Here is a 25,666-nt window from a genome sequence, read left to right as displayed (position 1 = left end):
CGGTGATGTCGGTATTCTCTTGCCGAATTCGACGAGGCGTTGTCCTGCGATTCTCCTGCCGGGTCACCTCGATTCGACTGCCGTTCAACACCTGAACACGACGTTCACACGCGCGCCTGCGACTGGTCACGTGCTCGTAGCAAGTTGGCAGATCGGCCCACGTAGTCACTTCAGGTATGAAGCTGACAGTGATCGGGTGTGGATACCTGGGGGCGACACACGCAGCGTGTATGGCCGAACTCGGACACGACGTGCTCGGCGTCGACGTCAATCCGGATAAGGTGGCTCGCCTGTCGTCGGGCGAGGTTCCGTTCTTCGAACCAGGACTCGGAGACATTCTGCGCCGCAACATCTCTGCGGGAGGACTCTCGTTCACCACCGAGGCCGACGCCGCTGCCGCACACGGTTCGGTGCACTTCATCGGGGTGGGTACACCGCAGCGGGCACGTGGGCATGCGGCCGACACGTCGTATGTCGAAAGTGCGGTGGACGCACTGGTGCCACACCTGCGTGGTGACCACCTGATCGTCGGCAAATCGACTGTCCCAGTGGGCACCGCAGCGTCGCTGGCTCGACGGATCAGCACGTTGACGGCACCAGACGCCACTGTTGACCTCGCGTGGAACCCCGAGTTCTTACGCGAAGGCTACGCCGTCGAGGACACGCTTCGTCCCGATCGGCTGGTTATCGGCACCGATCCGGATTCCGACGCGCGGGCCGCACGTGCGGTGCTGCGTGATGTGTACCGCGAGATCATCGACACCGGGCTTCCGGTCATCGAAACCGACTGGTCCACAGCAGAGTTGGTGAAGGTATCGGCGAATGCCTTTCTCGCTACGAAGATCTCGTTCATCAACGCGATCAGTGAACTCTGTGAGATCGTCGGCGCTGATGTCTCGACGCTCGCCGACGCGATCGGTCACGATAAGCGGATCGGGCGCCGATTCCTCAACGCGGGCCTGGGATTCGGCGGCGGGTGTCTGCCCAAGGACATTCGGGCGTTCGAGGCGCGCGCCGAAGAACTAGGGGCGCATGGAGCTCTCCGATTCCTGCGCGAGGTCGACACGATCAACATGCGACGACGCTCCGCCATGGTCGAGCTCATCGCACAGGTATGCCCGCGAGAGTTGTTGGGCGCCAACATCGCGGTACTCGGCGCGGCCTTCAAGCCAGAGAGTGACGACGTGCGCGATTCACCCGCGCTGAGTGTCGCAGGACAATTGGCACTACGCGGGGCGTCGGTCACGGTATTCGACCCGAAGGCCAACGCCAACTCCCAACGGATGTATCCGATGCTCGGCTATGCCGATTCGGCCGCAGAGGCCGCCCAGGACGCCGACGTCGTCGCAATCGCCACCGAATGGGCGCAGTTCGTGCACATGGCGCCATCGGAACTCGATCCAGTCGTGCGTTCACGCGTTATCGTCGACGGTCGTCGCTGTTTGGACCCACAGTCGTGGCGGCGAGCAGGCTGGTCGTACGCCGCGCTCGGTGGCGCGGTTGCGACTCCGGAGAACGCGTTCGACGCAGATCAGCGTGCTTCGGCCGGTCTCGGCCGCGGGTCCTTCGAAGGTGCGACACAAGTGGCGCACCGCTGACGTCATGCTAGGTTGAACACTCAGAAGTGCGGGGGAGTGGTCGAACGAGCGCGGCACGGGTGAACGAACACAGGTTTACCGGGCCCGACTCACGAGAATGCGCGTGGGGTTTCTCGATGACGGGGACTACCGAACTATGGACAACGGGGCGATCCCGAACGGGGTGATCGAAGACGGGCGGGTTATCGACGCGTCCGTGATCAGTCGTGTCTCCGACCACCTCCGACGCCGCCACTCGACGCTCGTCGACTCTTTCGCTGTGGTGAGCGTCGCCGAGGACGGTGTCGATGTGACGCTCGTCGACGTCGAATCCGGTGCGGCCGTCGTACGCAGACGCGCCGCAGGCACAAGCGGAGCCGAACTCGACGCCCTCATCTCCGACCACCTCGTGCGCGCGGGCCGCGTCGACGCCCCCGACTCCGACGAGTGGACGGCAGAACTGCACCTCCTGAGTCACAAGGGCCGATACCGCCTCGCCGAGTCCGACGGCACGTTCATCATGGGCGAGAAGCACGTCCGACTGTTCCGTGTCACACGACGCGACGTCGCACAGTCGACACTCGCCCGCGCCGAGAACGTGCCCGACGCTGTCGCGCAGTGCGCGGAATCGACGGGTCGTCAGGTCAGCGCGATGGTCTTCGATTCGACGCACACCGTGTGGCCAGGACTCCCGGAATTGCTCGCTCCGGTCGCCGACGTCCCGATCGTCGTTCTCGACGACGTGACACTGGCGATGCCCGACGCTGCCGCCGTGCAGGGGCCAGCCGCGGTACGGGGGCCAGAACCAGTGGCCGAGACCACCGATCACGTCGAGGTCCACCGCGAGCCGGTCGCGCACGTGGGTGCAGACCCCGTCGCGGAGCCCGAGGGTGCCCCCGTCGCGGGAATCCGTGGCGACTCGGTCGTAGAAGCGGGCCATGCACAACTGCCACTCGACCCGCCGCTCGCTCCGCCGGCGCGGTCCGTCGACAACGAGTTCGATGTGACTGATCGGATCGAGCCCGTCAGGCTCGCGTACTCAGATCCGTCGGCGCCCGCGTATCTGCACTCCGTGGGTGTTGGGCGAAACACCGAAAACTACTTTCCGGCAGACGAATTCGTTCCGATATCCCCCAGAATCGAGCCTCGCGAGCAAGAAGCCGTAGCGGTTGATGCGGCAGCGGTTGACAAGACACCGCCGCGCGGTCGAAAGAGGATCCTGATCGGTGCCGGCGCAGTCGGCGTCGTCGGAGTTGCCTTGGCTGCCACCGCACTTGGGCTCAGTGGTGGTTCCGCTTCGCCATCGGCGTCGAACCCGGTCACCACGACGCACAGTTCGACGACAACGCAGCTGTACGCAGATCTCGCCGACCTCAACGAGGCTCGCGCACCCGCTGCTGCCTACGTGCCTCCACCCCCGCCGCCGCCGCGGACCAAGGAGTCGCAGCGCGCCGAACAACCGCGCCCGCGCAGCAATCCTCGGCCGAAACCCAAACCGCGAGCGGTCATTCCGCTACCCGGAGGGTTACCCCCGATCGTCGTTCCCTGACCGCTTTCGTCCCTTGGCGGTCGAGCTCTGGCGTTCGCCCCGTATGTCGAGCGGATCCTGGTCGACGGAGTCGTCGGCGATGGCGAGATAGTCGTCGAGCTGACGAGCCATGTCGCGATCGAGCGCGCGGTCGAGAGCATTGTGCGCGATCGTCGACCCCGCTCGTCTGAATTCGACGAGAAGGTCACGCACCCAATCTGCCTCGGCAGCGGTCTGCGGTATCCAACCGTCCTTGTATTCTTCGGCGATCGTCCCGCGTCCGGCCGAGATGAGTGCCTCCGCAACCGAATCCATCTGTGTACTGAGGTTCTCATGCACGGAGAGAATTGAATTCAGTGTCAGACCGCGCCGCACGAGGCGGGCATATGCGTCGATGGTGTCTTGGTCGAGCACCGTGAATGACGTTGGGGGATCTGCTGTCCCCTCCGGCTTGATCAATCCGAGGTCGGTCAATCGCGTGAAGTATGCGGGGTTGCTGTTGTTGAGCAACTCGCGCAGTTCGTCGGCGCTCACCGAGGTCTTCGTCGTGTTCCCCCACGGGGCGGCGACCACTTCGCGCAGCCCGAGGACGTCGGCGAGGTCGTCGCCGCGCTGGATTCCGGTGAGGAATTCGCCGATATGGCGGATGGTGAATCCACGGCGGAGCAGATCGTTGATCACCCTGAGGCGATCGAGGTGAAGGTCGGTATAGATCGCAATGCGCCCGCGGCGCAGGGGCCTCGGCAACAGTCCGCGATCCTGATATCCGCGGACGTTGCGTGTGGTGGTCCCGGCCACCCGCGCCAGATCATCGATCCGGTACTCGTTGGTGGCCTTGTCGTCGCTGCTCATCGCGCTCATTCTCGCATCACGCGCTCAGGCCGCGGAGCACCACGGCCAAGACGTGCTCGTAGTTCTCGTCGGGATCGATCGTCGGGGGATGGGTACCTGCGAGTTCCAAGGACACCGCACCGTGAACGCAGCTCCACACCTGCATCGTCGCCTGATGGGGATCGGTCTTCACCAGTAGTCCCGCGTTCTGGCCATACCTGATGTGTTCGGTCAGCACCGAGAAGGCGTGTTCGGCGACGTCGGAGTCGGGGTGGTGCTCGCGCGAGAACATCAGCGAGTACGCGACCGGGTAGCGCAGCGCGAACTCCCGGTACGCCCTGCCGCTGTGCGCCAACCTCTCTCGGGCGTCGTCGTCTGTCACGTCGATCATGCGCGCGAACTCGACGAAGGCGTCGTTGACCAACGCGTCGAGTAACCCCTCCTTGCCGTCGAAGTGGTTGTAGACCCCCATGGGTGCGACGCCGGCGTCGGTCGCGACCACGCGCACGGTGAGGCCGGCGACACCGTCTCGTTCCAGAATTCGACGCCCCGACGCGATGAGGTTCGTGCGTACCTCGGTCGCCGGGGTACGACGCGTACTTCGTGTGGGAGCCATATTGACAACCTACTAGAACAGTGTTCTTCTAGAAAAGAACGGCGTTCTATAACAGTAGAACGACAATCCACTCGGAAGGGATTTCGCATGCGTTCTCGCTGGTTGGCGCTGTGTGCGCTGTGTTTGGCTGAGCTCTTGGTGATGGTCGACAACACGATCGTCAACGTCGCGTTGCCGACAATGTCGCGCGATCTCGGGGCGGGAATCTCGGGATTGCAGTGGATCGTCGACGCCTACACGCTGGTCTTCGCCGGGCTGCTTCTCACGGGTGGTTACCTCGGCGACCGGTTCGGGCACCGTCGGATGCTCCTGGTGGGTATCGCGGGCTTCGCGGGGGTGTCGGCCCTCGCCGCCTCGTCGAACACGTTGGGCCAACTGATTGCTGCGCGTGCCGGCCTGGGAGTGTTCGCGGCGCTGGTGTTTCCCGCAACCCTCGCACTGATCGTCGCGATCTTCCCGGAAGGGAAGCAACGTGCCACGGCGGTCGGCATCTGGGGTGCGACGTCGGGAATCGCCGTGGCGATCGGACCGGTGCTCGGAGGGTGGCTGCTCGAGCACTACTCGTGGGCGTCGGTGTTCTGGGTCGGACTACCCATCGCGGCGGTGACCGCGATCGCTGTGCTCGCGGTGGTACCTGGCACACGACCGGAATCGGTGTCGCGGTTCGACGTCGTCGGCCTGGTGCTGTCGGTCATCGGACTCGGCCTGCTGACCTACTCGGTGATCGAAGGTCCTCACCACGGGTGGACCGATGCACGAACCATCGTGGGAATCGTTGTGGCGATTGCGGTTATCGGACTCTTCGTCTGGCGTGAACTCGTGGTGGCGCACCCGATCCTCGACGTCACGCTGTTCGCCAATCGCAGGTTTGCGACCGCAGCGGGAATGGTGGCGGTCGCGTTCTTCTCGCTGTTCGGATTCATCTTCCTGATCACCCAGTTCTTCCAGGCCGTGAAGGGATACGGGCCGTTCGAAGCAGGCCTGCGCACACTGCCTTTCGCGATCGTGACCGCGGTGTGCTCGCCTGTTGCCATGGCGCTTGCGCATCGGTTCGGGCCACGCTGGGTGGTGACCGCGGGAGCGGTGCTGATGTCGGCAGGCTTTGCGCTGGTGGAGATCTCGTCACGGATGTCTGGTTACTGGGAACTCATCATCTGGTCGATGGCGCTGATGGCGGCGGGCCTCGCCGCGATCACGGGCCCGTGTACGCATGTGATCATGAACTCGCTGCGACCGGAGCAGGCTGGCGCGGGCAGCGCCGTCAACGACACGACGCGCGAGATCGGCGGAACATTGGGCGTAGCCGTACTCGGCTCGGTGCTCACCTCGGTGTATGCGTCTTCCGTATCGGAAAGGATTGGCGCGCTCGGGCTTCCGCGTCAGATCGCCGAGATTGCCGAACAGTCGGTGATGGGCGGAGCGGAAGTCGCTGCCCGCGCTCCTGAGTCGATCTCCAGCCCTATGACCATCGCCGTGCAGGAGGTCTTCGTCGAAGGGCTGCACAGCGCAGTCTGGGTGGCGGTCGCGGTGACCGCCGTGGCTGCCGTTGCCGCTGCGGTTCTACTGCGCGGCGAAAGTCACTCGCGCGGCGTCGAACTCACGTCGGATGCGCACTCAGAGGTCGACGGTCAGGTGATCGCCACCGGCGCGTGAGACGCAGGTGAGGATGGAGCCCGCTGCGCGCTCCGGCTCGGTCAGGATGTTGTCGCGGTGGTCGATTGCCCCCGACAACGTCCTGATCTTGCATGTGCCGCAGAAACCCTGGCGGCATGAATACGGCACCGACGGAACCTCTTTGCGGAGCGCGCTCAGCAAGGTCTCGTCTGCCGCGACGTCGATCTCCTGCCCGGTCGACTCGATCGTCACGGTGAACGGACGACCGTTCTCCACCGGCGGCGGACTGAAGCGCTCATAGTGCAGCTCGATGTCGGGGCGGTCGTGTAGATGGCGCCGCAACGACTCCAACATCGGTACCGGGCCGCAGCAGTAGACTGCGAGACCCGATGGGGCCCTACCGGTCTGCGGGTCGATCGGTCCGAGCAATTCCTCCATGCTCGGCAGTCCGTGCTCGTCGTCGGTGCGGATGGTGATCTTGTCGCCGAATCGCGCGACCTCGTCGCGGAACGGGATCGAGTCCATGCTGCGACCGGTGTAGATCATCGACCAGTCGAGACCGAGGCGCTCTGCGGCCGCCAGCATGGGCAGGATCGGCGTGATGCCGATGCCCGCGGCGACGAACCGGAGTGAGCGGGCTTGCGATCCGTAGCCGGGCAGTGCGATCGGAAATGCGTTGCGCGGACCCTTGATCTGAACGGTGTCGCCGACGCGCAGGGTGTCGTGCACCTCGACCGAACCGCCTCCGCCGTCGGGGATGCGCCGCACGGCGATTCGGTAGGTCTTCCTATCGGCGGAATCGCCGCAGAGGGAGTACTCGCGCATCCTGCCCGACGGCAGCAGGAGGTCGAGATGCGCTCCTGCGTGCCACCTTTCGAGAAGCTGATCGTCGAGTCCTGCGAAGGTCAGTGCGACGACGTTCTCGTCCTGCGCGACGACCTCTCGTCCCACGATGCGCAGCGTCGTGACACCGTCGTACTCAGCGGTCGACCGCAGTGGCGAGAACGGACGCCAGAACGGCAGCCACGTCTTGGACAGCACGGTGCCGAAGGTCATCAGGGGATCATGGCGCCACCGTCCGTAGAGATGTGGTGGCACCGAAGTCATTTCGGTGGTGTGCGGGTGTGCCCGTTGATTCATGGTCTGTTCGGTTCCGTGTGTACTCAGGAGGCGTTTCGTGCTGCCGGCGAGGACGCCAGGTAGGCGACAGCCTGTGCGGTCGAACCGATTTCGGTTGGATGAAAGCCAGGCCTGAAGTAGCTCGCCGTTGCGAAGAGCACACTGCGGATCGTCGGGAGAACGCCTGCCCGCACGCCACGCGCGTAGTGATACTGGCGGTAGAAGTAGTTGTTGTGCTTGATCGCCGGATCCTGATGGGTGATGAAGCGGAAACCGCGGAAGAGTAGGAGCAGCAGGGTGGGCAGTGCGATCAGCATCGCCCGACCGCGCCGGAGGTAGCTGTCACCGAAGTAGACCGCGACGTCGTGTGCGACGGCTCGGTGCTCGACCTCCTCGGCTCCGTGCCAGGTGAACAGGTCCGACATCGTCGGATCGGCCCCGACTTCGGTCCAGGTGTTGTTGAGCGCGAAATCGCCGAGAATCGCGGTGTAGTGCTCGATCGCGGCGATGAGCCACAGTCGTTCGATGAGGTGCTTCTGCTTGGCCTCTACGCTGCCCTTTTCCAGAGGGCCCAACACCTTTCGGAACACCCACTCCATCTGGCGGCAGTACGGCCGAGGGTCGATTCCGTGATGGTCGAGGAACTCCCAGAGCACGTGGTCGTGCGCCTCCGCGTGCATGGCTTCCTGGCCGATGAAGCCGCGCATCGTCGCGGCGAGCTCCTCGTCACGAACCAGGGGGAGTGCTTCGTTGTAGGTCTGGACAAACCAGCGCTCTCCCTCGGGGAGAAGCAGGTTGAGCACGCTGATGAAGTCGGACGCGATCGGATGACCCGGAATCCAGTGCAGCGGAACGTCGCTCCAGTCGAATGTCACGTTGCGGGCGTGAAGCTCGACGTCGCCGGGATCGGTGTCGTTGTTCTGAGGTGGGACTACGTGTGGTGTGGACGGGTGTGGTGCGAATGTGTGAGCTGAGGTGGTGTCCACCTTCTCGGCGTGTGCGTGCACGGTAGAAACTCCTTCGCGATGGCAGGTCAGCGGATAGCGGCGCGGTCGGGGATGGTCGCGGTGGATGTTCGGGCGGCGATGCGTCGTACGAAGTCGCGGATCGAGTCGGCGACGTAACCGGGATTGGTCGTCGGGGCCCAGTGGGTGGTCGGTGACTCGAGACGGGTGAGATCGGGGGCGAATCGGTTCGTGTTGCGCAGCAGGTGTGTTCGCACCGCGAAGTCGCGGGTGTTGACCATCTCCAGCACGGGGACGTTGGTCGTGCGCGGGTTGGGTTTGCTCACCTTGCGCACCATGTTGGCTCGGTAATAGCGCGCGCCGGAACGCATGTCGCGCCGCAGCGATGGCGCGACGACGATCTGCTCGGCGGGCGTACCGTCCATGAGTCGCAGAAAACGTCGCCATGCGCCGGGCGAGCCGAGCGTCGCGGAGATCAGCGTCGGACCAAATGGCAGGTGCAGCAGCACGATGTACGTCGAGAAGAAGGACTGCAGGAGGGTGTCGAGCGCTCGACGAGGCGTCGGATGAGAGATGTTCTCGCGCAGGAGCACTCCCACGTGGTCCAGGCACGGGCCGGAGATGGTGGTGAACGACGCGAAGTGATCTGCGGCATCGGGGCGCGACACCGCTTCCCACGACTGGATGGAACCCCAGTCATGCGCGACAACATGGACGGGCGCGTCGGGGCTCACGGCACTGGCGACGGCGTACAGGTCGTCCGCGAGCGTTTCGATGCGATACGCCGACACCCCACGCGGGTTGTCGCTGACTCCGAGCCCGCGGGTGTCGTACGCGACGGCCCGGACGTCGTCGGAAAGACGCGCCGCAACCTCGGTCCACACCTCATGCGTATCCGGCCATCCGTGCACGAACAGCACCGTCGGACGCTCGGCGTTTTCGGGAGTAGCTGGGCCGGCGGGGTTGCCGGCTCCCGAGACGGCGGATGTGTCACCGGCAGGATCGTCGAACTCGAAAGTCGCGCGCCGTACGCCGTCGACGTCGATGAGTCGTTTGACCCACTGCTTCATGCGTCACCCCTTCGGTACCGTGATCTGGTTAACGTAACCGAGCGTCACAGCTATGTCCAGAGATGGTGACAACGAAGAGTGTCACATAACGTGCAGGCGGGGATCAGCGAATCGCGCAGAAGGTGCCGCGCTGCAGGTCATCGTGGGTATTTCGGCCCGTGAACTACTGGCGATACGACGACAGGAAGTTGCCGATCCGTTCGACGGCGTCCTTGAGATCGCGCGACCAGGGGAGCGTGACGATGCGGAAGTGGTTCTGATCGTCGAGGTTGAACCCGCTGCCCTGAACGACCAGGATCTTCTCCTGCAGCAGCAGGTCCTGGACGAAGAGCTCGTCGTTGTGGATCTCGTAGACCTCGGGATCGAGGCGCGGGAACGCGTAGAGCGCGCCCTTGGGCTTGACGCAACTGACGCCGGGGATCTCGTTGAGCTTCTCCCACGTCACGTTGCGCTGCTCGTAGAGGCGTCCTCCGGGCGCGACGAGCGCCTCAATGCTCTGGTATCCGCCGAGGGCCACCTGAATCGCGTGCTGTCCGGGAACGTTCGCGCACAGGCGCGTCGACGCCAGGATGCCAAGGCCCTCGATGAAGCCCTTGGCGTGGTCCTTGGGGCCGGTGAGCACAACCCAGCCAGCCCGGTAGCCACAGACGCGGTACGCCTTCGAGAGCCCGTTGAACGTCAGGCAGAACAGGTCGGGGGCGAGCGACGCGATGTTGATGTGCTCAGCGTCGTCGTAGAGGATCTTGTCGTAGATCTCGTCGGCGAGGATGAGCAGCGAGTGGCGTCGGGCGACGTCGACGAGTTGCTCGAGCACCTCGCGCGAGTAGACAGCGCCCGTGGGGTTGTTGGGGTTGATGACGACGATCGCCTTGGTGCGGTCGGTGATCTTCGCCTCGATGTCGGCGATGTCGGGGTTCCAGTCGTTGTCCTCGTCGCAGCGATAGTGCACAGCTGTGCCGCCGGAGAGGGCCGTCATGGCCGTCCAGAGGGGATAGTCGGGCGCGGGGATCAGCACCTCGTCGCCGTTGTTGAGCAGCGCCTGCATCGTCATCGTGATGAGCTCGGAGACACCGTTGCCGAGGATCACGTCGTCGACGTCGAAGTACGGGAAGTCGGGGAGGAGCTCGTAGCGCGTGACCACGGCGCGTCGTGCCGAGAGCACACCCGCCGACTCCGAGTACCCCTGCGAGTACGGCAGCGCGTGGATCATGTCGCGCATGATCACGTCTGGGGCCTCGAAGCCGAACAGCGCCGGGTTGCCGATGTTCAGCTTCATGATCCGATGGCCCTCGGCCTCGAGTCGCGCCGCATGCGCGTGCACCGGCCCACGGATCTCATAGCAGACGTTCTGCAGCTTCTCGGACTGCTCCAACGGCTTGAGGTTCTGGTTCAGGTGCGATACATACGGCCTACTCACGGGTTCAATTGTCTCAGCCGCAGGCAAATCGATTTTTTCGGGCCGTCGGAAATGCAGAAACACGCGCCTCTGACACGTGCGAGCGATACTTCACTCGCAGGTGTCAGAAACGCGTGTTTCTGACGGGCGGCGGATTCTTACCGGCGGCCGATCAGCGCTGGCCGGGCCGCTTCTTACCGGCGGCCATGCCGAAGCCCTTGGCCTTCGACGCTCCGGTCTCGGCGATCGTTCGGCCGTCATCAGCTGCGCCAGCGGGGGCACTGCCGTTCGACGACGCTGCCGCGCCCTCGGCCGCTGTGTCCGTGGACGCCTCTGCCGGGGTTTCTGCCGGTGCTGCTTGGGCTGACTCGGCTTCGGGCGCCTCGGCCTCTGGTGCAGCGGCTTCTGGTTCCGGAGTCGACGCTGCGGGAGCCGTCGACGCTGCCGGAGCTGCGGCCTTGGGAGCCGACGCCCCGCCCGGGCGCTTCTTGCCCGCGGCCATGCCGAAGCCCTTTGCCTTGGCGGGCTTCTCCTCGGTCACCGCTGCGGCCGACGCTGTTGCAGTCGACGCCGTTGCAGCGGGCGTCTCCTCGGTCGCGCTGGCCTCGCCACCGGTCTCGGGCTGTGCCGGAGCGGATTCTGCCGGAGCGGACTCGGCCGCCGACGTCTCAGCAGGTGCCGAAGCCTCCGCAGCCGAGGCGGCAGGCTTGGCAGCCCCCGACCCGGTGCCTCCCGGCCGCTTCTTGCCCGCGGCCATGCCGAAGCCCTTGGCCTTGGCAGGCCTCTCCTCGGTCACAGCGGCGGGTGCGGCAGCAGAAGTGCTTGCGGCCGTTGCCGATTCGGTGTCGGCGGTCGGGGCGGCGTCGGGTGCGGACTCGGTCTCTGCAACCTTGTTCTCCGCGGCGGCGGTCACTCCGGCATCGGACGCGGCCGCATTTGCGGTACTCGCTGCGCCCGGCTTCTTGGCGCCGGGACGCTTGCCGGCAGCCATGCCGAAGCCCTTGGCCTTGGCCGGCTTCGGCGCATCGGCTGTGGCACTTGCTGCCGTATCACTCGCCGCGTTCTCGACTGCCGCCGACGACTCGGCCTGAGCAGGTGCGGGCTGCGCGGACGCCGACGCGGGCTTGGCCGCCCCGCCGGGCTTCTTCATGCCGCCCTTCATGCCGAAGCCCTTTGCGGCGGGCTTCTTCTCGGCTGTGTCGGTCGACGCTGTCTCTGCCGGTGCCGACGCTGCTGGCGCCTTGGTCGCTGCGCTCCCGGCGCCGGGCTTCTTGCCGCCCTTCATCCCCAACCCGACCTTGGGTTTGGGCTTGGCGTCGGTTGCAGCACCTGCTGCGGCCGCGGCAGGCGCTGCGGCTGCCACCTTCTCGGGCTCGGGTTCCGGCTCGGGTGCGGGCTTGGCGACCGGTCCGAGGAAACGGCCGCCCCGCTTGACCTCCGGCAGACCACGCTTGACCGAATCGAGCAGCATCTGCGAGACGTCGACGACCTCGATCTTGCCCTCGTTCTCGGTGCCGGACGTCCGTGCGGTCACACCGTCGGTCAGCATGACGCGGCAGAACGGGCAGCCCGTCGCGATCTTCTGCGGTGCCTCGCCGATGCTGCCCGAAGCCCCATTGCCCGAAGCCCCCTTCGCGGAAGCCAGTGTGTCGAGTGCCTCGTCGACGCGGTCGATGTTGATGCGCTTGCCGATCTGCTCTTCCATCCACATACGCGCGCCGCCGGCGCCACAGCACATGGAACGCTCGCCGTGGCGAGGCATCTCGCGCAGCGTCGAACCCGATGCTTCCATCAGCTCACGCGGGGCGTCGTAGACCTTGTTGTGTCGTCCCAGGTAGCAGGGGTCGTGGTAGGTGACGCCCTCGCCCATCGGTGCCACGGGCACCAGGCGCTTCTCCCGCACGAGGCGGTTGAGGAGCTGCGTGTGGTGGACCACCTCGTACTTCGCGCCGAGCTGCGGGTACTCGTTGGACAGCGTGTTGAAGCAGTGCGCGCAGGTCACGACGACCTTTTTGCGCTGCGTCGGCGCCGTCTCGAAGACCCCGTTGATGGTCTCGATGTTCTGCTGCGCCAGCATCTGGAACAGGAATTCGTTGCCGGCACGTCGTGCCGAATCGCCGGTACAGGTCTCACCCTCGCCGAGGACCATGAAGTTCACCGCGGCGATGTCGAGGAGTTCTGCGACAGCCTTGGTGGTCTTCTTTGCGCGATCCTCGTACGCGCCTGCGCAACCGACCCAGAAGAGGTACTCAAAGCCTTCGAACGATTCGACGTCGGCACCGAAGACCGGGATCTCGATGTCCATCTCGTCGATCCAGTTGGTGCGCGCCGACGCGTTCTGACCCCAGGGATTGCCCTTGTTCTCGAGGTTCTTGAACATGCCCGCGAGCTCGGTGGGGAAGTCGGACTCGATGAGCACCTGGTAGCGCCGCATGTCGATGATGTGGTCGACGTGCTCGATGTCGACGGGGCACTGCTCGACGCACGCACCGCAGGTGGTGCAGCTCCACAGGGTCTCGGTGTCGATGACAGCACCGAGCTGCTCGGGGTCGAATGCGCCGTCTTCGTCGACGATGCCCTCGCCGCCGCCCATCGCGCCCTTCGACTCACCGACCAACTTGCGCGACGCCTCGGCCCGCGCGGCCTCGGGGATCTTGGCGAGCTTCGCCTCATCGACGTTGCCCTCTGCGTCGACGAGACCGACCTCGTCGCCGCCCATGTCCTTGCGGCCGCCGGCGATCAGATAGGGCGCCTTGGCCTGTGCGTGGTCGCGCAGCGACATGATGAGCAGCTTGGGGCTCAACGGCTTTCCGGTGTTCCAGGCAGGGCACTGACTCTGGCAGCGACCACACTCGGTACATGTCGTGAAGTCGAGCCAGCCCTTCCACGAGAAGTCCTCGACCTTGCCCGCGCCGAACGCGTCGACGTCGGGGTCGGCGGTCTCCATGTCGAGGACCTTGCCCTGGCTCATCATCGGCTTGGCGGCACCGAGCGCGACGCCGCCGTCCTGCTCACGCTTGAGATAGATGTTGAAGAACGCGGCGAAGCGGTGCCACGCGACACCCCAGTCGATGTTCGCGCCGACGACTGCCAGCCAGATCATGCCGCTCATCAGCTTGACGACAGCGGCGGCGGTGACCCAGTAGACCGACGAGCCCTCGAAGAGTTGCGCGAAGTAGTGCGTGAAGAACGACGTCCAGATCGGCGGGTCCTCGATGCCCGACGAGATCTTGAACGTCTTCACGAAGATCATGCCGAGGCCCTCGATCAGGACCACGAGTTCGACGAAGTACGCGGCACCGAAGCGTGAACCCGAGAAGCGGGACAGCCGCTTGGGCATCCGCGGGTGGTTGAGCTGGCGGATGATGATCAACGCCATGATGCCGATGACGGTGCCGAGGCCCAGCACCTCGTCGGCGAAGATGTAGATGTTCCACGAGCCGATCACGGGCCAATGGAACTCGGGGTCGAAGATCTGGCCGTATGCCTCGAACCAGAAGATCGCACCGATCATGAAGCCGAACATCACCAGCCAGTGCGCCCAGCCGACGGTCCGGAACTTCACCATTCGCGTGTGGCCGACGAACTCCTTGAGCATCGTCCACAGTCGCGGGCCGACGGGCCAGTAACGGGTGCTGTCGACCTTCTGGCCCTGGGCGATCGCGCGCACCATGGTCCACACGCCGCGCAGGAAACTGGCCCAACAGAACAAGCTGATGACCGCGGCAATAGTGCCGATGGTGATCGTCGTGGCATTCACGGCGTCCCGGCCCCTCTCATATTGATCATCGACCTAGTCGCGCAGGGCTGACGTGCGCGGGGTCGGACGTCTACTACAGGTAACCGTAATTCTTCCTCGGTACCTCGCGCTGCCAAGGCTGCCCTTACCTGGAGCTGGTACTAGGCGTTGCGATATAGGAATGATACTCACGAGTAACTGACTATCCAGTCAGTTCCGAGTGACGTAAACCTCTCTCGCTGCCCCGCCGGTGCCATTTTGCTTGATGAAGGGTCTCGCTGTGTGCTGCGGTCGCGCTCGCCGAAGGAAATAGAGTGATCCACGCCACACATATTGGATAAAGCGTCGCACGTCTCAGCAGAAAGGAGTTTATTCGTCCACGGAATTGGGGACAAAAACCGTTTCGTGTGGCGCACAAATTTTGTATTTGGGTAAACAATTCAAATATGTACACCAGACGGAGTACGGCGGGTTGCGGGTGCCCCTGAACTGGGCAAGAATCGTGGATGAGCTGCGACGAGGCGGGTCGATGTTGTGGGATCGATGTCAACTCGGAGGTGGGGATCGTGGGGCCAGCGCGGCTGTTTGCCGTCAGAATCATTTCCATTCTTGTGGTTTCTTTCGGCTGTGCCTATATCTTTTGGCGATGGAGTGACACTATCGCCTGGTCCGCTTGGTGGATTGCTATTCCATTAGTTATTGCGGAAACATATTCGCTTTCTGAGTCCATTCTTTTCGCATTTATGATGTGGAATGCGCGGGAGCGCCCGGCTCCACCCATGGCGCGACCCGGCCTGACCGTGGACGTATTCATCACCACATACAACGAGCCCCTCGAGCTCGTGGTCCGCACCGCGATCGGCGCGCGCGATGTGAGATACCCCCACAACACCTGGATCCTCGACGACGGTGATCGCGAGGAGTTCCGGATCGCGGCGGCTGCGCTGGGCGTCGGGTACCTCACGCGAGGCGAGGAGTGGAACGGGCGCCAGCGGCATGCCAAGGCCGGCAACATCAACAACGCGCTGTTCCTCACAGACGCGGAGTTCGTGGCGATCCTCGACGCCGACCAGGTCCCCAAGCCGGAGTTCCTCGACGCCGTCCTCGGCTACTTCGACGACGACGCCGTGGCCTTCGTGCAGACGCCGCAGTACTTCTGGAATGTGCCTGACTCCGATCCGCTGGGTAGTCAGGCCGAACTGTTCTATGGCCCCATCCAGCAGGGTAAGGACGGCTGGGGTGCTGCATTCTTTTGCGGCTCGAACGCTGTCCTGCGGCGCGAGGCTCTGATGGCGCTGGGCCTACGGACGTACTCGCGCGGCGCTGACCCGCAGGTCAGAAGGGCTATTCGCGACGAATGGGCGCGCCTCGAGGGTCTCATCAACGAAGCGGGGCATGGATCGGGACTGCGCATCCCACTCGAGGATGCGCTCGACGTCGTGCGTGGCGCGCGACGCAGGTTGCGGCGTGGCGCGCCAGTCGGCGAGGTCGCCTTCGAACTGCGTGCCGGTATTCACGACGTCCTCGACTCGCACCCGTGGCTACCGGAAGAGGTCGTCGACGAGCTGCACAAGACAATGGACTCGGTTGAAGTGTCTCGGATCGACCAGGCATTGGCGATCCAGCCGATCAACACCGCCACGGTGACCGAGGACATGGCGACCGCCATGCATCTGCACGCCATGGGTTGGGAGAGCGTCTACCACCACGAGGTGTTGGTGGAAGGCCTCGCACCCGACGATCTCGCGACAATGCTCGGCCAACGCCAGCGATGGGCCACGGGGTCGATGCAGGTCTTCTTCGCCGACAACCCGCTCTTCCAATCCGGGCTGACGTTTGCGCAGCGGTTGATGTACCTGGCCACCATGACCTCGTACCTCAACGGTTTTGCAGCGGTGGTCTACATCGCCGCGCCGATCATCTACTTCACGCTCGGTGTGTTCCCCATGAACGCCTACCCCCTGGACTTCTTCGCCAGGTTCATCCCCTTCTTCGTTTGCTGTCAGTTGCTGTTCCAGGTGGCCGGGTACCGGTCCGGCGGTCTGTGGCGTGGGCAGCAGATGTCGTTCGCACTGTTCCCGATCTGGATATCGGCCACCCTCTCGGCTGCCGCGGCAGTCTTCTTCCGACGCCACATCTCCTTCTCGGTGACCTCCAAGGAGCAGGTCGACGCGCGCGTCGACTACCGGCCGATCATCCCGCAGATAGTCGCCATGGTGGCACTTGTCGCATCATCTGTTGTCGGCATCCTGCGCTGGAGTCACGGCGATGCCGAGACTTTCCCGACCTTCCTGTCACTCGGGTGGGTCGGACTCGATCTCCTCCTGCTTTCGTCCGTCGTCCGCGCCGCCCACTACCGCCCGACACCCACCGACCCGGTCGACCAGTACATCAATGGTTCTGTGTTGACCAATAGCCCTGCGCCACAACGTTCTACCTGATTGACGACCTCCCAGCCCCCTGAATCCTGGAGAAGAACATGTCACTGGCCCACGAAGCATTCGCAGAGTTCGACGATGAGACCGCCGACGTCCGGGTATCCGGCCGGCTAGAAGTTAAGTCGCGTCTGTGCGACGACGTTGCCCGCGCATGTTCGGGCGGCGCACGTCTCGTGCTGGTCGACGTCGGCGAGGTCACCACGGTGACACCATCCGGTATGGCCGAACTCATGCACGCTGTGCGCTGGGCAAGGTCGCGCCGCGCCGATCTGCGTATCTATGGAACATCGGTGGCAATGCTCGACGCGCTTGACGCCCTCGATCTCGGTAGGGTCATGGTCCTCTACACCGACCGCGCCGCAGCTGCTGACCGCGATCAGACAAGGATCGAACAAGTTACGCGCACAGCACGATTCGCGCGACGCAGGCGTCTGTTCTCGGTCGCCCGCGGGGCCACGGATGCGTCGGGTCCTGCTAGTAATGCGCTGGACGCAACGCTCCCCGAGGAGCTAGAGGTGGTCACACAGCTTGGCGCCAATGACGCGATTCACGTCGATAAGCCGGCCGAGGTTGATGGTGGCAAGGCCATGGAGGGTTCATCGGGCATCGCCGATGTCGCCGTGAGTGGCCTGTGGGACGTGTCCTCGACTGTCCACATCGATGTGCACCAGCTGTGCACTGCCGGTGCGAGGCTGGTGCTCGTAGACGTTGGCGGTGTCTCCCGTGTGACGCCTTCGGGCATGGCCGATCTCATGCATGCGGTTCGGTCGGCGCGGAAGCTCCGTGCAGAACTGCGGATCTTCGGGCACTCGCCCGCTGTTGCCGACGCCCTCGACGCCCTCGGGTCGGGAAAAATTCTTGTGCTCTATCCGGATAGGAGTGCGGCGCTGACCCGTGATCGACGCGTACCCGACGCTAGGTCGCGGGGACGGCGTCCAATGCGGACCGGAATGCCTTCTCGCTCTGTGGGTTCGAATTGAAGCGCCAGTCTCGCTCCTTGTTCGCCTGGAACCACACGAACCCGTCGACGTCCGGCTCGCGACTGACGAGCGAGACGAAGTCATGGATCCACGTAGCTTTTCGTGTCGGATCCGGGTCGTCGGCGGATGCCACTTCGGTGACCAGGATGGGCTTGTCGCCGAGTCGGCGGAGGCTGACGAACGCGTCCGAGAAGATGAATCCCGGTGAGGCCCAACCGTGTTTGCCATCGTTGCCCCAGTTGTAGCCATCGATCCCCAGGTAGTCGACCTCGTCGTCGCCGGGGTAGGCGGCGTCGAATCCGGGGATGCCCGAAATCGCCGCCATCGGCGCCCAAACCATCGAGATGTTGTGCGGGTCAATCGAAGTCAAGATCGATCGGACGTGGCGCCAGGCGTCAATGTAGGACTGCGGCGTGTTGCCGTTCACGTGCATTCCCCACGGGTACCAGTCGCCGTTCATTTCGTGGGCGAACCGGACGATCACCGGCTTGCCGAACTCCTTCAGTCCGGTCGCCCATCGTCGGAGATCGCTATCGAACGCGCCGTCGGCAATTCGCGACAGTCGGTAGTCCGGTTGGTTGACACCGCCCGACGGGTTCCACGGTTCGATGCTCACGATCGGAACAGCACCCGTCTCGGCGATTCTGGCCAGATCCGCGTTCGGTACCGGCTCGCGGAGTCCGCTGAAGGTGAGGATCAGATCCAACGGGCGATCGGCAAGGGTGGTGACCCCGACCACCCCGGCGTCGGAGTCGACGTCGCTCCCCTTCAGATCGGGAAGATAAGCGCCCCAACGAATGTGGTGCGGAGCGTCGGAGTCGCCGCCGTTGCTGCACGCGCCGAGCGTGAGCACCAGGATCAGTGCGACGAGCGGCAAGGCGATACGCGCGACGTCGACATTCTCTGTCTGTGTACGTGGTCTCACAACAGTTCCGTTCCGTTCGGTAGCACTGGTGAGGAAAGTGTGGCATGACATGACCAGCCCGCCAATCGATAGCGAGACGACGCGTCCAGATGACCTGGCGGAGCAGGGCTTCGCGGAGCGGTGGTCGCGGCGTCGTCGGCGTCGCCCCTCCGCACTGATCCCGATCATCGCCATGGTGGTCGGAATCGGCGCCGCGGCCACCCTGTTTCAGCACTACCTGCCCGAGCCGACACCGCCCTGCGCGGTCACCGACTACCATCGGGCAGTCCCGGCGTCGGGAGTTCTGTTCGGCGTCAATCTCGACTGGCAGTCCGAGAGCCTGCGAGAACATCACGACAACCTCGGGCACGCTCCCGCGGTTGCTGTGCAGTTCTCCGACATCCCGTACAACAACGAGACCTGGGCACATACTGTCGCCGCCGCCGATCAGGTGCGTAACGAACGCGGCATCATGGTGCTGACCCTGGAGCCTCACGCTGGATTGGCGGCGATCACCGAGGGCGTCGTCGGTCGTCTGGGTGACGACCTGCGCAAACTGAACGATTCGGGTGTGCCCGTTATCCTTCGATTCGCGCACGAGATGAACGGTTCCTGGTACGCGTGGGGTCAGCAACCCAGGGCCTACGTCGAGACATTCCGTCGGGTGGCCGCGATGGTCCATCGCAAAGCGCCTGGGACGGCGATGATGTGGGCGCCGAATTACGGCGGCGGGTATCCGTTTGAAGGCGGAAAGTACATGGCGCGTAGCGGAACAGAGGACTACCAGTTGACCGACACCAATGGTGACGGGAAACTCACCGCAGACGACGATGCGTATGCGCCGTACTATCCGGGCGACGACGCGGTCGACTGGGTGGGGATTTCGTTGTATCACTGGGGAAATCGCCGTCCGTGGGGCAACAACGAGGTAAGCGAACCCGGAAAGTTCACCGCGATGCTGGAGGGTCGCTACAACGGAAGCGCGGGTCACGACCTCACCGTGCCGAACTTCTATCAGATCTACGGCGCGGAGCACAACAAGCCGGTGGCGATTGTCGAGACCGCCGCGATCTATACCCCGGCGCGTGCGGCTCAGGGTGCCTCGGAGCTTGCGGTGAAGTCGACGTGGTGGCGGCAGGTCTTCGCCGCCGACATACCGTCGCGTTACCCGATGCTGAAGATGATCAACTGGTTCGAATGGCGCAAGTACGAGATCGAGATCAAAGATGTCGTCGACTGGCGTGCTGCCGGTTCACCGGAAACCAGGGATGCATTCGTCAGCAGCCTGCCGAAGTGGCTCGACTACGCCGACGCGGTACACCCGTGCTGAAACACATTGCTCTGCAATCTGTCCGATGTTCAGATCATGCCCCTACGTCCGCGACCTTCTCCAACTCCTCCAGCGAGGTGTCGAGGTGGGTGAGCAGCCGCTGCAGGCTCGGCACTTCCTTGCGGGCGCCGGTCAGACCGAAGTTGATGTGGTCGGCAGTGGTGGCGACGGTGATGTTGATCGCCTGCCCGCCGAGCGGGATCGATGCCGGATAGACACCGTCGAGTTTGGCTCCGTTCCAATACAAGTCGGTTTTCGGGCCGGGAACATTGCTGATGATCAGATTGAACTGCGGAGGCGTGTATCGCACGAATCCCGGGACCGTCGCGAGGGCGAGCGGTGCAAAATTGGCCGCGCCCAACGCCATCGACTGCACCGGAGACAGGCTCCGCACCAGTTCTTTGCTCTTTCGGGTCGACGCGATGATCGTGGCCAGCCGTCGTTCCGGATCCGGCTGGTCGGTGGCCAGATTCACCATGATCGCGGTGATGTTGTTGCCATCGGCATCGTTGTCGGTGTGTAGCGAGACCGGCATCGCCGCGATGAGCGGGGCGTCGGGAAGCGCGTCCTGATCGATCAGGTAGGCGCGCATCGCTCCCGAGCACATCGCGACCATGACGTCATTGATGGTGATCTGCATTTCGTCGGCGATCGCACGTAGGCGTGTGAGCTCCCACCGTTGCGCGGCGAACCGTCGGGCACTGCCGATGGGGACGTCGAGGATCGTCTTCGGTGCGGCATGTAGCGGCGGGACGAAGGCGTCGTCGGTGAGTCCGGTGTAGGCGACCTTCGCTGCGGCCATGCCCAGTCCGGCGACCTCACCCGCGAGTCCCGTTGCCGTTCCCGCGATGTCGCCGATGCGCGACAGCAGCCCCTTCGCGGGTGCCGTCGGCTTGGGGTGCCGTCGCTTCAATGACGGATCCCACGGCGCGGTACCCGACCGGTCGTCGGGGTCCTCGCTCAATGTGCGTTCCAGTAGCCGCAGCGCCGATACGCCGTCGACGATCGAGTGATGAATCCTCGTGTACAGCGCTACACGACCGTCGTCGAGACCGTCGATGATGTGGACCTCCCACATCGGACGGTTCCGGTCGAGGAGTGTGCCGTGATGGAGTGACACGTAGCGGAACAGTTCGCGGATGCGCCCGGGACGGGGCAAGACGGCACGACGGACGTGATAGTCGAAGTCGATCTCGTCGTCGAACGACCACATCAACGAACCGATGAGGCTGACCGGCTGGGCAGGCCTCTTGCGGAACAGGGGGTGCACGTCGGTGCAGGAGTAGAAGGTATCGAAGATCTCCTCGGCAAGTTCGGTCGACGACTGGCCCTCACGAGGAATGAAGAGTTGTAACCCGCCGACGTGGATCGGTTGATCGCGGGTCTCGGCGAGCAGGAACATCGACGCGGTAACCGGCATGTACGGCATGCTGTCCCCCTCACGGTTCGGAATAACCTCAGTATCGTCGTGACTGCGCGTCAGATACGACGAACGGCGATATCGGGACTGTGTCCCGGCACACGTCAAGGGTGCGGTTACCGTGAGACGTGCTCAACCGTCGTCGTATCGGCTTGTCGCTGATGTGGGTGGCGGTACTTGTGGAACTGATCGTCACCGTCGCGGCCACCGTGGTGTTCGTCGGCGCGCACGGTCGGGTCTACGCCATCGACGATGCCGCGCTGCGGCCCGGCTCGGTCCCCGCGACGGCCATCGTCCTGGGTTCGCTGGTTTCTGACGGCGAACCCGGCACCTATGTTCGGGGTCGGCTCGACACGGTACTCGACCTCTATCACCGGCGAATCGTCACGCGAATCATCAATTCCGGCAACGGTTCTGCCGACGCGGGTGATGAACCGGCGGTGATGCGCGCGTATCTCGAAGAGCGCGGGGTTCCGCCACACGCCATCGTCGACGACGCTGCGGGTATAAGCACCGAACAGAGTTGCGTTCGCGCCCGCGATGCTTTCGGCCTGCGGGCGGCACTTCTGATCACCCAGGACTTCCATGCCGACCGTGCCGTCACGCTGTGCCGGGCGGCCGGAATCGACACAAGCGCGGTCATTGCCTCGTGTGAGTGCCCATGGCCGACAGTGGTACGAAACCACGTGCGCGAGAGTCTGTTCGCCAATCCGCGAGCGCTGCTGTCCATGCTGTCCCCATCGAGATAGCGACCTTTTGGATCACGTGCGAGCGCCGTGGAACCGTGAGTAAAGCACCCGAACATCGCATTCGTGTTGTTAAACTTCGCGCGGTAAGGCGCTGGTAAAGGGTCGTCGATAGGAAGATCGGTGGACGCAGTCGTGCGGGACGTGGGCGCGCGGGAAGTGGGCGTGCTCTCGTGACTCGACGGCGGTTATCAATCGGACCGTCGGGCATGCTGGCCGTCGTGTGTTCTGCCGTCATGCTCGCTGCGGGCTGCTCGGCGACCGACACATCGGTGGGCGGGGGATCGTCTGCTCCTGCCGCGACCCCGGTCAATGCGGGCGCGGCCGACGGTCAACTCGCCAAGGTCAACTCGTCGTCGGATGTCGAAGCCAGGCGGTATCTGTACCCGACCACGACGGGCACCCGCGACGATCGGCAGAACTGGGCTGACCTCTACCTCCCTCCCGGCGATCACAAAGACGGATCAGTGCCGCTGGTGATTCTGATTCACGGAGGGTCGTGGCAGGCGCAGGTCGGCGCGGACAGCTTCGTCACTTTCTCGAGGCGTCTCGCGGAGCGGGGCCTGGCCGTCTACAACGTCGAGTATCGGCGAGTCGGGTCGGGCGGTGGCTGGCCGACGACCTTCAAAGACGTTGCCGCCGCGCTCGATTTCGTGCCGCAGGTCCGCAGCAGCAACCCGGAGATCAACACGACGAATGCCGTCGTCGTCGGACATTCTGCTGGAGGCCAGTTGGCGATGTGGGCCGGAACCCGACACAACCTCGAGCCGCGCGAAGTCGGTGCATCGCCCGCCTTTTGGCCGACGAGCGTGGTCTCGCTGGCAGGGCCGCTCGACATGCGAACAGCCGTGAAACTCGGTGACGATCGGATCGTCACGGCGCTCGGCGGTCGGCCAGAGCAAATTCCCGACCGCTACACGTCGGTCGATCCGATACAGAACATCGACCCGAAAGCGCCCATCATCGCGATGGTCGGGACCAACGATCACGTTGTCCCGCCGATCCTTTCGCAGAACTACGTCAAGGCGGTCAAACGTGAGGGCGGAACGGGCACGGTGGTTCTGCTCGACGGCGCCGACCACGTGTCGATCGTGACTCCCTCCGCTCCGACCTTCCCGCTCGTCGTCGAAACGATCAGCAGGGCCGCGCACAATGCTTCCCGGTCATGACGGGCTCGCAGGTCATGACGAGCTCACCGCACGTGAAAGGAGGCCAGAACCCATGTGGCGCTTGAGAAGATGTCTACGCTCGGCGAGCGTCGCCGTGATCGTCGCAGTAGGTGCGGTCGCGCTCGGTGCATGCGAATCCGACTCGGCGAACAGCGGTTCGACGTCGACGGCGCCTGCGTCGCTGAGCGTCGACTCCGCACTCGCGGCTCAGCTGCCCGCGCGCATCCGCGAGAGTGGGCAACTCCTCATCGCGACCGACGTACCCTACGAGCCGATCATCGCGTCGCAAGGCGGGAAGTACGTGGGATTCGACGCGGACGTCGCGACCGTGCTGGGCCAATTGCTCGGCGTCACACCGGTTTTCCGCACCACGGCGTTCTCGACGATCATCGCGGGGGTGCAGGACGGTACCTACGACACAGGGCTTCGCGGCATCTTCGACACCCTTGCCCGCGAGCGTCGGGTCGACCTGGTCAGCTACTTCTCGGCGGGTACTCAATGGGCCCAACCGACGGGAAAGCACGTCGACCCCAACAATGCGTGCGGACTGCGGGTCGCGGTGTCGGCAGGCACCGTGCAGGCAACCGTCGAGATTCCGGCAAAGAGCCAGGCGTGTACAACAGTCGGTGAAAAGGCAATCACTGCAGTGCCTTTCGATAGTATCGACGCCGCCGTCGCTGGGCTCGAGGCGGGCAAGGCCGATGCGATCTCGGCCGATTCGCCTGCTATCGCGTTCGCGGTGCACAAGTCTCACGACGCCCTGGCGCTGGCAGGAGACATCTTCGACACCGAGCCCTATGCGCTTCCGGTCGCCAAGAACTCGCCGCTCGGACCCACGTTGCGTGACGCGGTTCAGCGGCTCATCGACAGCGGCGAGATGCGTCGTATCGCACGCAAGTGGGGTCTCGAAGACGGCTTGATCAAGCAGTCGACGATCAACACCGCGATCAGCTGACGGAAACGCCTTCGCGACGGCTCGGCGCATCGTCGGCGAGGGTCGGCGCGGAGTCCGCGCGCGGCGAACGGAACGGAACTCGCGGACGCCCCGTCAGGTACAGCGCGCCGGGGAGTCGTCGCAGAATCTCGACGAGGAGGAGCGACCCGGCCAGCGTGCCCACGTAGACGACGATGGTCGCCCACGGCTGTCCGATGGCGTCGAGCACCCACGACGTGCCGTTGCGCTGCGGGTACATGATCATCGTCAGCACCAGTACGTGGACAAGGAACACCGGGAACGAGCGGTTGGACGCGTACTTCACGGCCCGGGCGAATCGCGGGGTGAACTCGCGTCGGTTCTCGGCCCAGTGCAGGGCAACCGCGTACAGGCAGGTCATCGCGACGACCAGGAACGGGAGCAACGTGGGGTAGAACGCCGAGTTGTTGTCGTGCACCGGTTTGCCCGCGAACCAGACGCCCCCGACGTACGAGCCGACGGCGATCGCTGCGGTCACCAGCAGCGCGCCGAACAACCACCAGCCCTTGCCCTGCAGCCATGCGCCGATCTGCTTGCGGTGCACCGCGGCGACAGCGCCGTACAGGATGAAGAACTGATACGGGATGAACGTCGCGTAGTTGTGCCACCAGTGGGCCGCGACGGCTGCGGGCGGATTCCAATGCGTGATGGTCGCGGCGACGGCGAACTGCAGCACCAGGCTGACACCGAGCAGCGCGACGTGGTGCCCGGCGGTTGCGCGCAGCAGCCAGACCACCAGCGGGAAGATCAGGTAGACCTGCAGCATCACGAACAGGAAGTACATCTGGAACCCGGAGAGACCCCAGCTGAGCTGGTAGAAGAAGTTGGTCAGGCTCGTCGGGACCTCGGTGAGCCTGCCCGCCAGCCACATGTTGACCACCCAATAGATGGCCGACCAGATCACGTACGGATAGATCACCAGCTTGATTCGACGCTTCCAGAACGTCGGCGCACTGAAATCCTGCTTGTCGAAGTTCTGGTACATCAGCACGAAGCCGGTGAGGGCGAAGAACGTGTTGCGCGTGAAATGCAGCAGCAGCGACGTGGTGTTCACCGGCATGCTGGTGAACTCGTTGGTGGTCTGCGTGAGGCAGTGCACGAAGATGACCAGCGAGAACGTCACACTGCGGATCAGGTCGACCTGGTGCAGGTAGGGGCGGCGCGTCGGTCGCGTGGTCGAGGCGTCGGCACCTGCCGTCGACTCGTTTGCACGCGAAACCAACGTCGTCGACATACTCAGACTCAGCCCCT

Annotated in this window: 19 protein-coding genes; 9 read left to right on the top strand and 10 right to left on the bottom strand. The window is 64.3% G+C overall.

All coding sequences use genetic code 11. The features are described 5' to 3' along the window. Positions 1–176: 176 nt before the first annotated feature. Positions 177–1,598, top strand: coding sequence for a UDP-glucose dehydrogenase family protein (locus RND64_RS20985; protein WP_049700416.1), 1,422 nt, complete (start codon positions 177–179; stop codon positions 1,596–1,598). 136 nt (positions 1,599–1,734) lie between these two features. After that, positions 1,735–3,126 (top strand): hypothetical protein, encoded by a 1,392-nt coding sequence (locus tag RND64_RS20980; protein WP_235434438.1) that lies wholly within the window; start codon positions 1,735–1,737, stop codon positions 3,124–3,126. Here the strand turns inward: RND64_RS20980 and RND64_RS20975 are convergent. Then, the gene (locus RND64_RS20975; RefSeq protein ID WP_049700486.1) at positions 3,103–3,957 is read right to left on the bottom strand and encodes a MerR family transcriptional regulator; all 855 of its coding nucleotides are present in this window, start codon (positions 3,955–3,957) and stop codon (positions 3,103–3,105) included. The genes RND64_RS20980 and RND64_RS20975 overlap by 24 nt on opposite strands. A gap of 16 nt (positions 3,958–3,973) precedes the next feature. Continuing rightward, positions 3,974–4,552 carry a TetR/AcrR family transcriptional regulator gene (locus tag RND64_RS20970; RefSeq protein WP_049700417.1) on the bottom strand — a complete coding sequence of 193 codons (579 nt, stop codon included), beginning with the start codon at positions 4,550–4,552 and terminating at the stop codon, positions 3,974–3,976. A gap of 48 nt (positions 4,553–4,600) precedes the next feature. On the opposite strand from RND64_RS20970, the gene RND64_RS20965 reads away from it, so the two are divergent. Next, positions 4,601–6,205 carry an MFS transporter gene (locus RND64_RS20965; RefSeq protein WP_331436691.1) on the top strand — a complete coding sequence of 535 codons (1,605 nt, stop codon included), beginning with the start codon at positions 4,601–4,603 and terminating at the stop codon, positions 6,203–6,205. On the opposite strand, the gene RND64_RS20960 is transcribed toward RND64_RS20965, so the two are convergent. From RND64_RS20960 to RND64_RS20940, 5 genes are all read right to left on the bottom strand, one after another. Continuing rightward, positions 6,167–7,306 carry a PDR/VanB family oxidoreductase gene (locus tag RND64_RS20960; RefSeq protein WP_049700419.1) on the bottom strand — a complete coding sequence of 380 codons (1,140 nt, stop codon included), beginning with the start codon at positions 7,304–7,306 and terminating at the stop codon, positions 6,167–6,169. The genes RND64_RS20965 and RND64_RS20960 overlap by 39 nt on opposite strands. Positions 7,307–7,329: 23 nt before the next feature. Further along, positions 7,330–8,292, bottom strand: coding sequence for a metal-dependent hydrolase (locus RND64_RS20955; RefSeq protein WP_270486281.1), 963 nt, complete (start codon positions 8,290–8,292; stop codon positions 7,330–7,332). A 26-nt stretch (positions 8,293–8,318) separates the two neighbouring features. Next, positions 8,319–9,320: an alpha/beta fold hydrolase gene (locus RND64_RS20950; RefSeq protein ID WP_331436295.1), complete on the bottom strand. Its 1,002-nt coding sequence runs from the start codon at positions 9,318–9,320 to the stop codon at positions 8,319–8,321. 163 nt (positions 9,321–9,483) lie between these two features. After that, positions 9,484–10,737 carry a pyridoxal phosphate-dependent aminotransferase gene (locus RND64_RS20945; protein ID WP_039854185.1) on the bottom strand — a complete coding sequence of 418 codons (1,254 nt, stop codon included), beginning with the start codon at positions 10,735–10,737 and terminating at the stop codon, positions 9,484–9,486. 151 nt (positions 10,738–10,888) lie between these two features. Further along, positions 10,889–14,476 carry a (Fe-S)-binding protein gene (locus RND64_RS20940; protein ID WP_049700422.1) on the bottom strand — a complete coding sequence of 1,196 codons (3,588 nt, stop codon included), beginning with the start codon at positions 14,474–14,476 and terminating at the stop codon, positions 10,889–10,891. 758 nt (positions 14,477–15,234) lie between these two features. Between RND64_RS20940 and RND64_RS20935 the strand changes: the two genes are divergently transcribed. Together RND64_RS20935 and RND64_RS20930 are read left to right on the top strand one after the other, a co-directional pair. Beyond that, a complete protein-coding gene (locus RND64_RS20935) occupies positions 15,235–16,896 on the top strand; it encodes a glycosyltransferase family 2 protein (RefSeq protein ID WP_049700423.1) in 1,662 nt (553 codons plus the stop codon). A gap of 38 nt (positions 16,897–16,934) precedes the next feature. Next, positions 16,935–17,873 carry an STAS domain-containing protein gene (locus RND64_RS20930; RefSeq protein ID WP_049700424.1) on the top strand — a complete coding sequence of 313 codons (939 nt, stop codon included), beginning with the start codon at positions 16,935–16,937 and terminating at the stop codon, positions 17,871–17,873. Here the strand turns inward: RND64_RS20930 and RND64_RS20925 are convergent. After that, positions 17,809–18,798 (bottom strand): glycoside hydrolase family 26 protein, encoded by a 990-nt coding sequence (locus tag RND64_RS20925; RefSeq protein ID WP_235434439.1) that lies wholly within the window; start codon positions 18,796–18,798, stop codon positions 17,809–17,811. The genes RND64_RS20930 and RND64_RS20925 overlap by 65 nt on opposite strands. A 49-nt stretch (positions 18,799–18,847) precedes the next feature. Between RND64_RS20925 and RND64_RS20920 the strand changes: the two genes are divergently transcribed. Next, positions 18,848–20,107, top strand: a complete 1,260-nt coding sequence (locus tag RND64_RS20920; RefSeq protein ID WP_235434440.1) for a glycoside hydrolase family 26 protein — start codon at positions 18,848–18,850, stop codon at positions 20,105–20,107. Positions 20,108–20,141: 34 nt separating this feature from the next. Here the strand turns inward: RND64_RS20920 and RND64_RS20915 are convergent, their stop codons facing one another. Further along, positions 20,142–21,536 (bottom strand): WS/DGAT/MGAT family O-acyltransferase, encoded by a 1,395-nt coding sequence (locus RND64_RS20915; protein WP_049700426.1) that lies wholly within the window; start codon positions 21,534–21,536, stop codon positions 20,142–20,144. A 119-nt stretch (positions 21,537–21,655) separates the two neighbouring features. Here RND64_RS20915 and RND64_RS20910 point away from each other — a divergent pair, with 119 nt between their 5' ends. The 3 genes from RND64_RS20910 to RND64_RS20900 all read left to right on the top strand — a co-directional run bounded on the left by RND64_RS20910 (position 21,656) and on the right by RND64_RS20900 (position 24,397). Then, positions 21,656–22,276, top strand: a complete 621-nt coding sequence (locus tag RND64_RS20910) for a SanA/YdcF family protein (RefSeq protein ID WP_331436294.1) — start codon at positions 21,656–21,658, stop codon at positions 22,274–22,276. 218 nt (positions 22,277–22,494) lie between these two features. After that, on the top strand, positions 22,495–23,442 hold the full coding sequence (locus tag RND64_RS20905; protein WP_235434441.1) for an alpha/beta hydrolase family protein: 948 nt from the start codon (positions 22,495–22,497) through the stop codon (positions 23,440–23,442). Between the two features lie 94 nt (positions 23,443–23,536). After that, complete coding sequence (locus RND64_RS20900; protein WP_049700428.1) at positions 23,537–24,397, top strand: transporter substrate-binding domain-containing protein; 861 nt, start codon at positions 23,537–23,539, stop codon at positions 24,395–24,397. Here RND64_RS20900 and RND64_RS20895 read toward each other — a convergent pair. Then, positions 24,390–25,649 (bottom strand): acyltransferase, encoded by a 1,260-nt coding sequence (locus RND64_RS20895; protein ID WP_049700429.1) that lies wholly within the window; start codon positions 25,647–25,649, stop codon positions 24,390–24,392. The two genes, RND64_RS20900 and RND64_RS20895, sit on opposite strands and share 8 nt — an antisense overlap. Positions 25,650–25,666: the final 17 nt, after the last annotated feature.

Origin of the sequence: Gordonia sp. w5E2, assembly GCF_036540975.1 — a bacterium.
Lineage (GTDB): Bacteria > Actinomycetota > Actinomycetes > Mycobacteriales > Mycobacteriaceae > Gordonia > Gordonia jacobaea.
Note: the sequence above shows the minus strand (reverse complement) of the source record. Positions and strands in the feature narration are given on the sequence as shown.